A 14713-nucleotide genomic window follows, 5' to 3' on the forward strand; every position below is an offset into this window, starting at 1 on the left:
GCAAAGCGGTGAGAGCAAGCCTATTTCGCAGCAAACTCTGCTGGGCTCAGCTTTGCAGCAAGTGGGCTTTAAGCTTTTACATACTAAAGAATTAACTCATAAAAAATACTCCCCTGAAGAGGTGGCCTACTATACCGCCAAGTATGGGCAGCGGATTTTTAACCTAGTTTTTAGCGGGAATCAAGCAGCATTTACTCAAGAGCTTATAAAAGCTTTAGCCAAAGGCAAAAAAAAGAAGAATCTGCCGAAATTTACCTATCTTAAATCTAAGCAGGTAAGACAAAACGCTTATAGCACTTTAAAAAAGGAGGAGTTGACCCTTTTAAACCATCAAGCAGAAATTGTGCATCGCATCAAATCGGACAACAAGACTTTAGACGCCGAAAAGCCTAAAAAAACGCTTGAGCTCATCCAAAAATTATATCCTTTCTCAAATGAGGAGGAAAAAAAGCGCTACTTTGAAGAAGAGAAAAAGCTTTATCTGTCGCTTAGCGCTAAATTAATCGGCCTAGTTTGTGCTTCTAGGTTAGAGAAAAAAGGGCATCTATGGGGACAAAATCCAAGCCTCCCTTTAAGGCCTAAAGCTGAAGAAAAGAAAGAGGTAGAAGATTCAACACCTGCTATTTCCCATCCAGAGCCTTGCCAGAATTCCAACTTTTCCGAATCTAGCAGTGGAGGAATTGCTAAAGATGAATATCGTCAGCTAGGCGAAGATGCCACACACTTGGTGATGGCTTCGCAAGGAGGAAGAGCAACGGTAAGCCACATGACACAGGGCCCCCGTTCTCAATCCGCCGTCGTGGCAGGTGCATCTGAAGAAGTGTCTAATAAGTTAGCTGAAGGAGTGTTTAGCAAAATCCCAAAGTAAATTGCCTATCAGAAAAACGTTTTCTTGATGGGCCTAATTGCTGTGAGCATACTCTTAAAGATTATAGGGTTCTTTATCCCGCTTTTCGAACCAAGCCCGGACCTATTAACGTCCAGGCTAGTGCTAGCCAAGTTCATTTAGGGGAAAATGCGACCCTGCTTATAAATCCCGTCGTTCAATACCATGAAGCAGCGCTGTCTACTAAGTTGACAGCAGGGGAGCTTAACAAACGTCTAAAGGACTTGCTGCATTTGGAGTGCCCCTGCTGCATAAAAGATTTAATTGTGCAAGGGCATAAATATTTAAAAGAAGTAGAAGAGGAAGCTGCTCTGCATGGGGTCTTTTATCTAGCCACGGCTTATGAATTACATCACAACCTTAACATCCAAGAATATAGTTTTGATCGGCAGGCACTCGATGAATACCTGGACAGCCTGGAGGAAAAGTTAGAGAATGGAAAAAGCTTACTCCATTATTTTGCAGAACTGGAAAATAGCAGTATTTTTATCTATCTCTTTAAGGAAAGGCAAAAGGCGAAATCTCAGCTCGACACCTTAACTGGAAAAGTGATCAAAGAAACCCCTTTACATTTAGCTATCAAGAGGGGATGTACCTCTGTGGCCCAATTTTTGCTTGAGCAAGGAGCAGATATCAAAAAAGGGCGATATGGTGAACATGCTAAAACCGTGTTGCATGGAGCTGCAGAATATGGGCGAGAGGAAATTGTCGACCTTTTGCTTCAGCACAAGGATATTCAAGAAATCTTGAACCTACCGCAAGGAGATAAAAAGTATACCGCTTTGCATTTAGCAGCTGTCAAAGGACATTTTTCCATTTTGCGCAAGCTTATTGATTGTGGCGCGCATACTGAACAGCAAGACCTGCTTTCTCGTACTCCTTTAGAAGTTTTGCTTGAACATGAGAGCTTAGATTTTAAGGTGCAAGAGGAATGCGCTTGCCTTTTATTAAGCAAAAAAACGCCCCCTTTTTTCCAGCTAGATAATCCTAAACTCACACAGTGTTTTATCAATGCTCTTAAGCAGGGTCTGTTATTCGTCGCGCAAAGATTGGCGGAGAATGGATTGCCCCCCTTAAAAGAGCAAGAGCACTCGTTTTTAGAAATTGCTGCACACGGGGCCTTTCAAAAAACATATACCCTGTCCCCAGAGCCTATAGAGATCCCTCAGGAGAAGCGCTCTGCTTATATTCGCATGATTCGCTGGCTGCTTGCGGAAAAGAAGGTAGATCCCAATCAGCCATTCAAAGACCGCTCTGATTTTTTGATCCATCAGGTTTGTTATGCGGGCTGCAGTGAGCTTCTTTCGCTTCTTATTGAATTGAAAGCAGATTTGAAAAAACTCGACAGCTCGAGCTCGCAAAACAGTGCTTTGCATCATGCTTGTCAATCGCTCACAGATTGTGTGGGGATCGTGCGCCTTTTGCTGGGATATGACCCAGCTCTTCTGGAAGCCAAAAATATTTATGGCCAAACGCCTTTACACCTAGCAGCCCTTAGAGGAAATGTAAAAAGTGCGGAATACTTGCTAAATCAAATTGCCGAACAAAGAGAGCTAAATCAGCAAGACTACCAGGGAAATACCCCTTTGCATTTAGCTGTGATTGGTGAGAGGACAGCATTTAATCTAGCTAAAGAGAATTATGTTAAAATTGTTGAAGCTTTATTAAAAAAAGGGGCCAACCTAAATATCTTAAATCGGGAGCAAAAAACGGCCTTAATGCTTGCTTTTGCAAGTGGAAGCGAAGCTCTTATACAGGTGTTATCCCAAGCAGCTCTACTTCCACAACAGCTGATTAACTCTCTTCGGAAACTTTATCTTTCGCAAAAAAAATTATCGATTTTTAGAATCAAGGCAGAGGAAGAGTGGGAATTTGAAGTGCCTTTGGAAGAAATTTATGTGCGTTTAGGCATGATTGAGCGTGAAGAAAGAAAAGCACGCGACCAGGCACTTGGTAAGCATTCTGATTACCTACAAGATGGCCGCATCCAGACTTATGAAACTATCTTCGAGCCTAAGCAAAATATTGAGCTTGAAAAGCTTTTCGAACACCAAAGCCTTGCAAAAAGAGGCCCTAAAAGAATTTACCTCCAAGGAGCTGCAGGAAGTGGTAAAAGCACCTTATGCCATTATATCGCTTATCGCTGGGCCAAAGGAGATCTTTGGCAGGAAATTTTTTCTTACCTCTTTTGGATTCCTTTAAGAAATTTTACTAAAGAGAAATATCCCGCTGATAAAGAGTATACTCCTGCTGATCTGATTGCTAGAGAATATGCTGGCAAAATCGATCCAGGGGTGATCGAAGCTTGCATACACAATTCTGCTCTTCAAGAAAAAACACTGCTTATTTTAGATGGTTATGATGAGCTTAGTGCAGATGCCCAACGAAACATCAGTCTTGCTAAAGCCTTCAAGGAGTTAAAAGTTTTATTTCCCCATATTTTAATCACCTCAAGGCCTGGAGGCTGCTCTTTTAACCGCTCTTGTGATCTAGAGCTTTTAGGGTTTGATAAAGAAGGGATTGGCCGTTATATCGATAGATTTTTTAAAGAAGTTCAAGCAGAAGAGAAAAAAGTAAAACTCTATCATCTATTAAACACTTCTCCGCAGGTTTTGAGTCTAGCGCATACTCCTATTAACTTAGCTCTGCTTTGTTGCCTCTTTAACGAAGACCCAGGATTTTTTGATTCTAATCATTCCATTACGATGACTGCCATTTATGAGCGGATGGTTAACTGGATGTATAAATGGTTTCTCTTACGAAGGGTTGATCTGAGTCAATCTAAACAAACCAAGGAGAAAATCTTTGAAGAGAAAGACCTACGCCATAATTCAGAAGTGTCCACAATTGCCACTGCTTTTGAAGACATGGCTTTTTTTGCCATGGAAAAAGATAGCCTTTATTTAAGCAGGGAAAAAATTGATGAAGTTAGAGGCGACAGTATCACCTCTAACGAGCTTACAGATTGCGGGCTTATGCGTATCCCTGCAGCTGAAGAAAAAGGGTATTTTATTCACTTAACCTTCCAAGAATTTTTAACCGCTTCGAAAATTGCCAATCAATACCTCAAGGGAGAAAGACAAGCATGCCGCAACTTTGTACGTCAGTATAAGTTTGAGCCTCGCTATAGCCTAGTTTTACGTATGATTGCTGGCTATCTTTCTAACTCTACACCAAGCGAGGGGGGTTATTCGGATTATAGTGCCCTCCAGGCCTTTTTCGATGATCTTTTTGCTGAGCCTCACGACCTAGCTGTCAGAAGCGAACTCCATTTGATTGCCGAGTGTTTTGAGGAATGTCAAAATCCAAAAGAGGTGAGGCAGTATAAAGGCTTTATTAAGATGGTAATAGAGTATATTAAACATCTCTCCTTGATAGGTTTAAATTTTGAACGGTTGCTCAGGAATAAAAATATTCTTAATCATCCTAAGATGATCGGTTCTATCGGAAGATTGCTATCTGGCCCACAGACCAGGAAAAACATGCTAAGTAACTTAGCAAGCATCATAAAGACAGGGAGCAAGCTAGCCTCAGAAACAGTGGGATTTATTACTGAAGTTCTCAAGGACCCTGATAGTGGTTCTACTGCCAAATGTTGGGCTGCAGATATTCTAAGCACAATGACAGAGCAAGGAGAGGAGCTTCCTAAGGAATCGGTAGATTCTCTCATTCAAATTTCCAAGGAGAGCAATCAAATTTCCAAGGAGAGCAATTCTTTTGTCAAGATGCCTTTTACCAATGCTCTAGGAACTGTGGTGCAACAAGGAGGTAAGCTTGCTAAGGAGGCGCTAATAGCCCTTACCCAAATTCTCAAAGAGGGCGATTTTGGGGATAAATTTTGGGCTGCCTATGTTCTAGAAGACATAGCAAAGCAAGGAGGCAAATTCGCTAAGGAGGCGTTAACAATCCTTGCCACAATTCTCACAGAAGGCGATATTGAGGACAAAATTTTTGCTGCCTCTTCTCTAGCAGCAGTAGGAGGAGAGCTTGCTGAGAATGGGCTAGATGCCCTCATTCAAATTTTCAAAGAGGGCAGTGTGGATGACAAACTTTCTGCCGTACATGGCCTAGAAAAGGTGGCAAAGCAAAGAGGCAAACTGGCTAAGAAGGCGCTAGCTGTCTTTGCCCAAATTCTCAAAGAGGAAGAGCCCGCTGTTAAAATTTCTACTCTCAATTCTCTAAGAATGATGGCAATGGATGGAAACAAGTTGTCTAAAGAAGTTTTAGATGCACTCCTCCAAGCCCTCAAAGAAGGAGATTCTGATGCCAAACGCTCTATTGCCATTACCCTCAGTAAAGTGGCAGAGCAAGGAGGTAAGCTCTCTGAAGAAATGCTAGCTGCCCTTTTCCAATTTCTTGAGGAAGGGGATTCAACTGCCAAAATATATGCTGCCGAGGCTTTAAAAAAACTGGCCGAGCAAGGAGATAGATTTCCTAAAAAAGTGCTAGCTGCCTTTTTCCAAATCTTCAAGAAGGGCGATGCTTTTGTTGCGCATTCTGCTGCCCCTGCCCTAGCAGCGTTGGTAAGCCAAGGAGAGGTGCTGGCTAAGGAGGGGCTAACTGCTCTCATTCAAATTCTCAAGGAAGCTAAAGGGGAAGATGCCTTTGCCATAGATTATGCTGCCTCCGCCGTTCTAGCAATAGCGGTAGAGCAAGGAGGAGAGCTAGCTAAGGAGAGTCTAGCTGCTCTCATTCAAATCCTCAGGGAGGGCGACGATATTGCTAAATATTATGCTGTCTCTTTTCTAGAAGCGGTGGCAAAGCAAGGAGGAGAGCTGGCTAAGGAGAGCCTAGCTGCTCTCATTCAAATCCTCAAGGAGGGTGACGATACTGCTAAATATTGTGCTGTTTCTGTTCTAACAACGGTGGCAAAGCAAGGAGGAGAACTGGCTGAGGAAGCGCTAGCTATTCTCATTCAAATTTCTCAGAAGGGCGATGATCCTGCCAAATCTGATGCTGCCTGTGCCCTAGCAAAAGTGGTGAACGAAGAGGGAGAATTTGCTAAAAAGGCGTTAGCTGCTCTCATGCAGATTTTCAAGGGAGGAGACGATCCTATCAAGGGCTCTATTGTCTCTGTTTTAGCAGCGGTAAACGAAAGATGTGAGCTTGCTAAAGGAGTGTTAGCAACCTTTATTCAAATACTCAAGGAGGGAAATGATTTTGCCAAATATTATGCTGCCGGTGCTTTAAAAAAAGTGGCCATGCAAGGCGGCAAGCTTTCTAAAGAGGCGGTAGACGTTCTCATTCGCGTTCTCGCGGAGGGTCGTGCTCTTCCCGCATGTTCTGCGGCTTCTGCCTTAGCTGCTGTGGCGATCCAGGGAGGGAAATTTGCCAAAAAGGCGTTAGCTGCCCTCACGAGAATTTCCAAGGAGGGGAATTTTTTTTCCAAATTTTATGCTGCCGATGCTCTAGAAACAGTGGCAAAACAAGGAGGCAAGGTCCCTAAGGAAGCGGCAGAGGCGGCCATCCGCATTCATAATAAGAAGGATGGCAAAAACAAGTATGCTATTGATTTTTCAAAAATGATAAAGCCTATTGATTTTCTAGGAAGAATGATAGAGCAAGGAGGTGAGCTTGCTAAGGAGGCGTTAGCTGCTCTCATGCGCATATTCGAGGAGGATGAGAGTTCCAGAATTTCAATTGTCTATACTTTAGAAAAAGTTGATAGAAATACTTTATTAAAAATCAGTATCGAAGCATTTCCTTTAGTTGCTATGGTTTGTTTCTTGACTGCAGATAGTTTTTCAGTTAAAGATTTACAACTTCAAATTACGGACAAAAGAACCACTTATTTATCCAAGCCTATCCGAAAGCTTAGCTATGAGCAAATAAGAGAAAAATTACCTACAGAGCTTGGTGAATGGCGGAAACGATTAGACATTCTTAGCCAAAGGGGTAGTTTTAAAAAGCACTAGCCAAACCTAATGCTAAAGGGGATGGTTGGGGTTATTCTTAAAGTATGGCCCAAAGACCGAACCTTTTTAAACCGATTAGCCTTCTTTCCCACCTACAACCGCCTTTTAGTTCGTCTCTACTTACCAAACAAGGCGGAGACGAAAAAGAAAATAAAAGTTTAAGGCTTGAAAAGCGAAAAATGATGGCTTAAAAACGCGCTTAGAGAGCTGCCACTAAAGCAAAACCAGGCTGAATTCAGCCTGGTTTTAGTAGGAAAATTAAGAATGAGGGGTTTTCTTCCCTTCGCGTGGGCGATAAGGGGCTCCTGAGGAACGGGAGTGTGGACGGCGCCTATCACGGAATCTGTTAGTAGATTCTCTGGAAAATCCGCTTCTTTTTCTCTTATGCTGAGAGCCTGTTCTTTCGATGTCTTGAGGAGAAATTCCAATATGCTCAGGTCCTTCCACTTTTTTATAGTCTAGCAATAACGAAAGCAGATTGACGCTGATCTCTTCTATAGGCATTTCTTTTTGCAATTCTGTCAAAAGCGCATGGGCTTCTTGATCGAAATGGCGCTGTTGTACTTTTTTCAGGAACTTTTCTGCGAATTTGCGTTTTACTTCTTGGAGGGTAGGAATGGCTTGGTATTCAATATTTCCGCCGTGTTCCCGGAAAATATGCTTTAAGCTGCTGACTTCGCGAGGATTCAAGAGGGTAATGGCCACCCCTTTATTGCCTGCGCGTCCTGTGCGCCCAATGCGGTGCACATAACTTTCTGTTTCGTAAGGGAGGTGATAGTTGTAAACATGGGTGACGTCCAAAACATTTAATCCGCGGGCGGCTACATCTGTGGCGGCTAATATTTGAAAGTCATTTTGCCTGAAACCATCGATAACTCGTTGTCGTTGGGGTTGTTCCATGTCACCATGCAATCCTCTTGCCGCATACCCTCGGCTGGTTAAAAAAGAGGAAACGCGGTCGACATCTTTTTTAGTTCGGCAAAAGATGATAGACTTAGCTTCTTCTTGGGCATCTAACAGGCGGACAAGCGCGTCGTCCCTTTCAGATTCATGGATCACATAACAAAGTTGCTTAATGTTTTGGCTAGCTGTTTCTTTTTTGGTGATTTTGACAAATTCAGGTTCGTGCAAGAATGTTTTAGCCAATTTTTGAATAGGAAGGGGCATAGTGGCGGAAAATAGAAGCGTTTGTCTTTTTTTTGGCAAGAAGGTGAAAATTTCTTGGATATCTTCCAAGAAGCCCATATTTAACATTTCGTCAGCTTCGTCAAGCACTACAATCGGAGGAGAAAAGTGGCTTAAACGTTTGGATTTAAGCAAATCTAAAAGCCTACCAGGAGTAGCGACAACCACTTGTGCGCCCCTTTCAATTCCCTCGATTTGCCGTTGGATCGATTGTCCTCCATAAACGGCGATGGTGCGGATTCCGCAATACTTGCCCAAACGATAGAGTTCGTCGCTAACTTGAACCGCAAGTTCACGCGTGGGAGTCACTACAAGCAGGCCCACACCTGCGGATTTATCTAAGCTATTGAGGGAAGGAATCCCAAAGGCAGCGGTTTTTCCAGTCCCTGTCTGGGCTTGAGCCACCACATCTTGCCCGGTGAGAAGAAGGGGGATAACTTTTTCTTGAACAGGGCTAGGATGCGTGAAATTTGCTTCAGCAATTGCTTTCAGCAAAGAATCTTTGAGGCCAAAATCGGTAAAAAGCATTGTCGATTGAGGAATTTGTGAAGACGTTGTATCTTTCATTGTAACCATTTTTCCTTTAAAGTGGTTTTTACGAGGCGTAATATCTCCTCCTAGCGAAAGGAGTTGCGCTTCCTGTTTGAACCTCTTGGTGATCAAGGGACATCTGGGTTGACTCGCTGAGTTCGCGAGAGTCGTGTGAGAATTACGATTTATTTTGATGTAAGAAATAATCTTACAAGGTTCTTTAATTTTTTTAAATACTTTTTTTCTTGTTTTCTTATTAAAAAAATTAAGTAAATTAATTGAGTTTTTTTATTGGGAATTAAAATTCCTCTGTTAGAAGAAAATTAGAGAGAGGACAGCTAGAATCTGACTTGAAAAATCATGGTGGACAAAGGAGCCAGTTGAAAGCTAATTCCCTCTCTTTTTCCACGCGCGTCTAGATGAATACGGGGGTGGGGATTTAGTTTTCCGGAACCCCCATATTTTTCATGATCCGTATTGAAACATTCTGTAATCCAGCTCACATTGGGTAACCGGATAAAATAATCGGAATGATAAGCGGGGGTAAAGTTATGGACACATAGCAGCACGCCCTGATGACTTTTGCGCAAATAGCAAATCACACTATTTTGCGTATCGCTAAAATCGACCCACTCAAATCCGGTGAAATCGAGATCTCTTTCCCATAACTCTGGGGAAGAAAGATAAAAATGGTTCAGCTCTTTTACTAAGGTTTGCATGCCTTGATGAAAAGGATAGCGCAATAGATCCCATTCAATTTCACCTTTGCAAGCCCATTCATTCCATTGGCCGATTTCGCCTCCCATGAAAAATAATTTTTTGCCAGGCTGGCACATGGTATAACTAAATAAAAGGCGCAAGTTGGCAAACTTCTGCCAAATGTCTCCAGGCATTTTGCTAAGAAGGCTATTTTTCCCATGCACTACCTCATCATGAGATAAAACAAGGATAAATTTTTCTGTAAAAGCGTATAAAAGTCCAAAGGTAAGATCGCGGTGGTGATGACTTCTGAAAATCATATCTTTGGAAAAATAGCGCAAGGTATCATTCATCCATCCCATGTTCCATTTAAAATCAAATCCTAGCCCCCCCTGTGCCACCGGATAGGTGACCGCAGGGAAAGCGGTAGATTCTTCGGCAATGGTATAGACACCGGGGAAAAATTGATGGACAACCGAATTAAGGTGTTTAAGAAATTCGATAGCTTCTAGATTTTCTTTTCCCCCATACTGGTTGGGAATCCATTCTTGTGGTTCTCGCCCATAGTCTAAGTAAAGCATGGAGGCCACTGCGTCCACACGCAATCCATCCACATGCATTTTGTCAAACCAGAAAAGGGCATTGGCGATCAAAAAGTTAGAAACTTCATGTCGGCCAAAATTAAAGATATAGGTATTCCAATGAGGGTGAAGGCCTTGGCGAGGGTCGGCGTGTTCATAAAGAGAAGTGCCATCGAAACTTCCTAAAGAAAAATCGTCGGTCGGAAAATGGCCCGGCACCCAATCGAGAATGACCCCAATCTGATGCTGGTGGAGATGATTGACAAACCACTGAAAATCTTCAGGGGTGCCATAGCGGCTCGTCACTGCGTAAAATCCAGACACCTGATAACCCCATGATTCATCTAAAGGGTGCTCTTGGATGGGCAAAAGCTCTACATGCGTATAGCTCATCTCTCGGCAATAATCTGCGAGTTTGACGGCTAACTCTCGATAATTTAAAAAATAGCCATCCCTTGTCTTCCAGGATCCTAAATGAACTTCGTAAATATTAAAAGGGCGGGGGGCATTTTTCTTTTGGACGCGCTGTTCCATCCATTGTTGATCTTGCCATTCAAAACGATCCACATCGACAATTACAGAAGCTGTGGCAGGACGCAGCTCATTCCCTAAAGCAAAAGGGTCAGCTTTAAGTTTTAACTCTCCTGCTTGAGTGCGGATTTCAAATTTATATTTTTCCCCTTCCTCAATGCCGGGAATGAATAATTCCCAAATTCCGGAGTCGCCTAAGGCTCGCATCGGATTTGTGCGCCCATCCCAATGGTTGAAATCCCCCACCACCGACACAGAACGGGCAGAAGGAGCCCATACTGCAAATCTTGTGCCTTTGTATCCTTGATGTTTGATTAAGCGGGCACCCATCATTTGATAGAGCTTATAATGGACCCCTTTACTAAACAGGTACTGATCCACTTCCCCAATGGTAGGTGCAAAAGTATAAGGGTCGCCTCCACTTAAACCATTTTGATGAAAAACTTGGTAATCTGTGGGGTGAAGCGTATTTGGCACAGTTAATTCAAAAAGGCCAGCTTGATGGATTTGCACGGCAGAAACAGCTTGGTCTTGAATTTTCAAATGAATGTCTTTAGCCCCTGGCCTCCATACTCGGATCACTTGGCGGTCATTTGATAAGCGGTGCAATCCTAAAAATTGATGGGGATCATACGCCTCGCCAGCGAGTAAAGAATCGAATTGAGGGTGAGTAAAAGGAGAGATGAGGGTGTCCATGCTTTTTCCATTTGATTAACTTAAGCCGCAGGTTAGCTTATTTTTGAAAATTATCAAAGAGATAAAGTTGGTCTGACAAGACTTCAAGAGGAGCGTGGCAGGAAATAAAAGAGCCTTTTTCTGCAGGAGTAGTGCGCAAACGCATTCTTTTTAAGGGGCTTTGCAAATTAAAATGGAGGGTTTGGTTCGCACTCGAATATAAAATGACCCGTCTTAAAGTTTTTTTGCTCCATTCAAAATGGATAGTGCCAATCCCTTCAGCCTGCCAATTAACAGCTCTTCCACAATGAAATTCGGGAGGAAGAGAAGGGAGCAAGGAAAGGGTATTTGGCTCTATTTTCATAAAAAGAGACCGGATCAGTTGGGCCCCTTGTTTTAGCAAATAAAGGGGGGACAAATGAGAAGGGATGGGAGGAGATTTAAATCCGAGATGCTCTAAGTCTTGTGAGCGAGGAGAAAGGATCCCTTCAAAGCCAGCAGCGAAAAGAGGGAAAAAGGCTTTCAAGATTTTTTCTGGTTGCTGTTGGAGGGCATTTTCGCATGCTTGTAGCAAGGAGGGGTGAGGATTTTCTGGAATCTCTGAGAAGGGGACAAGGGAGCCAAGTCGAAACCAATGGGGAAAAATTTCGGCAAAATTTTTGCGTCTTTTAATTAAGTCCCAATCTTGCGCTTTATGATTGCCAAGCGAGAGTCTTTCCGTTGGTGGATGAGGTGCGAGCCAAACAGAAGATTTAAAAACAATGGCTTTTGGTTGGCTTTGACAATCAAAAGAGGGAGAAAAATTTAATTCAAAGCCTCTCTCTTGAACAATTTTAATAGAGCCATCGTTTTCAGCAAAAATGCGATAGTCGAAGTATCCTTCGCTGGCATGGCCCCAAACCTTGATTTCTCCTTTTTCCAAGTCTTGTTGAATGGTAAATTCTTCCACAGGACCTGTTAAATCCAATTTGACCCGCCCAATATATTCAGGGGAGCTATTAGCGAGAGAGCTAATATGAATCAAAGTGGGAAAAATTTGAAACCGCAAGGCGGTGTAGGGAAGGAGACAAAAAGTTCCGGGAAGATGTGAAAAGGGACGCAGCCGCTCAGCGATCGAAATTTTCATGGGTTAGACTTTGCGTACAAATTTTCCAATAAGGCCTTGTGGGGTGTTTTCTACTAAATCTACTTCTAAAAGTTCATTAGCTTGAAAATCGCCAGCTACCCAAACATTTAAAAAGTTTTCGGTATGTCCCGATATTTCTCCAGGGCGAGAGGCATGTCCAGCTTCCGTTAGCAGGGTCATCCTTTTTCCGATAAAACGTTCTCGAAGCAAGTAAGCTTGGTGCTCTGCTGCACGCAAAAGTTCTTGTTTACGCTTTTTTATGATATCGACAGGCACTTTATTGGGCATTAAGGCCGCGCGGGTGCGCTTTCGCTCGCTATAGGGGAACATATGAACCTTCGCAAACTGAACTTCGCGCATAATTTCCAGCGTCTCTTCAAAATCTGTCTCCGTTTCTCCTGGAAAACCGACAATAATGTCGGTAGTGAAAGTAAAGTCAGGGTCTGCTTGTCGCAGACGATCAATGGTATTGAGAAAGATTTGCCGTGTATATTTACGATTCATCCGTTTAAGGATCACGTTTGATCCTGATTGTAAGACAATATGCATCGAATGGCATGTTTTTGACCCGTTTAAGACCGCTTCAGCTAATTCATCGTCAATTTCGTCTGGATCAATGGAAGAAATACGCAATCGTTCCAAGCCAGGCACTTGATCGACAGCTTTGACTAAATCCACTAGGCGATAAGGGGGCATCCCTTCAGCTGGATTGCCATCAAAATCCCCAATATTGATCCCTGTTAAAACAATTTCTTTGTAACCGTTAGAAATAAGTTCTTTCACCTCAGCCACAATCTCCGGAATAGTGCGCGAGCGAGAGCGGCCTCTGACATAGGGAATGATGCAATAAGTGCAAAATTCATTACACCCGTCTTGAACTTTGACGAAGGCGCGCGTATGGGCGTCAAAATTTTTTATCGAAAATTCCGGGACTTCCTCTTCAGGAAAAAGAGTCTGGATAAGCTGTTCTTTTTCTTTGTTAAGAACAACGTGTTCCACTCCTTGAATCGATTTAAAAATTTGGGCGTTTTGTTCGGCTGCGCAACCGGTGACCACAATCTTTGCCTGGGGGTTTTCTTTAGATAACTGGCGGACGTCGTGTTTGCTTTGCGAATCAGCTGTTTCTGTCACCGTGCAAGTGTTGACAATGCAAACATCTGCTTCTTCGCCTTCCCTAGCCGGGCGGTATCCTAGCGCAATTAATTGATCTTGATAGGCTTGGGATTCGTATTGATTTGTGCGGCAGCCTAAGGTCGCAATTTTAAATGTTTTTTGGGGTGAAGTAGATTCGTTCATTCAATCAAAAAGTTCTCAAATTAAAAAGATTACAGCATAGCAGAGATGAACCGAGGGTGCAAGATAAAATTGAATATATTTAGAAATTTATATCAATAATTTGATAAAATATAAATTAGTTAAATAGAGGCAACTATGAGCGATAATTTAGATATATTATTTAGTACAAAAATTGACCAAGACGTTTTAAAAACCCACCGGTTGTGTGTGCATAAAATAAAAAACCAAGGGCGTGTAATAGAGCTTTTACCTAACAAAAAATTAAGCTTAGGAGAAAAAATACGTTCAATTTTTGATTCCCTCTTTGGCATCCAGCAGCGCCAAGTTGTTAAATTTTGCCTTTCTTCCCCAGCCTTAGAGAAAAAAATAGTGGCTATAGCTATTCCGGAAGAATTAGAAACTTTCAAAAAGAATGTGGCTTGCATCCAAGATTGGATTACAGCTTATAATAAGCGCATAGGAATCTTTAAATTTCTTCTTGGGATTCGGCCTATGCCACCTCTTACCCAAAGATTGAATGCTAAATTATCCACATTAAAAGGGGATAATTTACCTGAGCCTCTCCCTTCGCCTGATTTTAAAGCTCACCAAGTATCCTTAGCCTCTCCTCAAAAAGAAGCCTATGCCATTTTAAAAAGTTTTTTAAGAGGAGAAGGAAAAAATAGGGGAGGGCACCCTGTCACAATAGAGGAGATCCATCGCTATACTTACGAAGAAAAAGAAGAAAAGCATGATTTTATTCAATGGCTTTTTCCTTCCTCACAACCGTCTGCTTATAACCCCCACGCACCCGTTTTAACCGAAGACCTTCTGGACGAGTTGGTGCGAGACGAGGAGGTGATGAAAAACCTTAAAAAATCCTTTCTGGTCATGTTAGATTTTTATGGATTAAAGTACGAAAAGGGAAAAGTGGACAAAGCCTCCCATTTTGAGACGCGCACTTTTTGGATTCGCCCCGGGGATCATAACCATCAACGCATCACCCGCATATTAGAATGTTTAGGTAACTTTGGTTTGATTGAAGAAAAAAAGAGTTTTCTAGATTTTTTGAGAACTTTAAAAAATGAATTTCCGCACGGAATTTCGGAGGTAAGTTTCAAATATTGGGAAGCAGCATAAATAAGAGGGGAGGGCTTGCTCCAAGGAGTCGTTTAAAATCTTTCAGCCTTGTGTGTAAAGCATCGGTTGGAAGGCAAAATAGAACCTTCTCTATATATTTATTCACCATCACCCTTGAAAATTTCCTTTTCCTCTGCCTTATCTCAAATTTTTCTAAACATCCTCGCCA

The 14713-nt window shown here is 42.4% G+C and carries 7 protein-coding genes; 3 read left to right on the forward strand and 4 right to left on the reverse strand.

Annotation, left to right across the window (positions count from 1 at the left end):
- Positions 1–868 (forward strand): hypothetical protein (locus PARA125_RS04395; protein WP_213157529.1); only part of this gene is annotated, 868 nt, incomplete at its 5' end.
- Between the two features lie 284 nt (positions 869–1152).
- On the forward strand, positions 1153–6801 hold the full coding sequence (locus PARA125_RS04400) for an ankyrin repeat domain-containing protein (RefSeq protein ID WP_213157530.1): 5649 nt from the start codon (positions 1153–1155) through the stop codon (positions 6799–6801).
- A gap of 258 nt (positions 6802–7059) precedes the next feature.
- Here the strand turns inward: PARA125_RS04400 and PARA125_RS04405 are convergent, their stop codons facing one another.
- The 4 genes from PARA125_RS04405 to mtaB form a co-directional block, all read right to left on the reverse strand.
- The gene (locus PARA125_RS04405; protein ID WP_249274197.1) at positions 7060–8553 is read right to left on the reverse strand and encodes a DEAD/DEAH box helicase; all 1494 of its coding nucleotides are present in this window, start codon (positions 8551–8553) and stop codon (positions 7060–7062) included.
- Positions 8554–8855: 302 nt separating this feature from the next.
- Entirely contained in the window at positions 8856–11024 is a 2169-nt protein-coding gene (gene glgB, locus PARA125_RS04410; protein ID WP_213157532.1) for a 1,4-alpha-glucan branching protein GlgB, read from the reverse strand.
- A 37-nt stretch (positions 11025–11061) separates the two neighbouring features.
- Complete coding sequence (locus PARA125_RS04415; protein ID WP_213157533.1) at positions 11062–12129, reverse strand: hypothetical protein; 1068 nt, start codon at positions 12127–12129, stop codon at positions 11062–11064.
- Positions 12130–12132: 3 nt separating this feature from the next.
- A complete protein-coding gene (mtaB, locus tag PARA125_RS04420) occupies positions 12133–13425 on the reverse strand; it encodes a tRNA (N(6)-L-threonylcarbamoyladenosine(37)-C(2))-methylthiotransferase MtaB (RefSeq protein ID WP_213157534.1) in 1293 nt (430 codons plus the stop codon).
- 135 nt (positions 13426–13560) lie between these two features.
- Here mtaB and PARA125_RS04425 point away from each other — a divergent pair, with 135 nt between their 5' ends.
- Complete coding sequence (locus tag PARA125_RS04425; RefSeq protein WP_213157535.1) at positions 13561–14544, forward strand: opioid growth factor receptor-related protein; 984 nt, start codon at positions 13561–13563, stop codon at positions 14542–14544.
- Positions 14545–14713 lie beyond the last annotated feature (169 nt).

This window comes from Parachlamydia sp. AcF125 (assembly GCF_018342475.1).
In the GTDB taxonomy this organism is placed as follows: Bacteria; Chlamydiota; Chlamydiia; order Chlamydiales; family Parachlamydiaceae; genus Parachlamydia.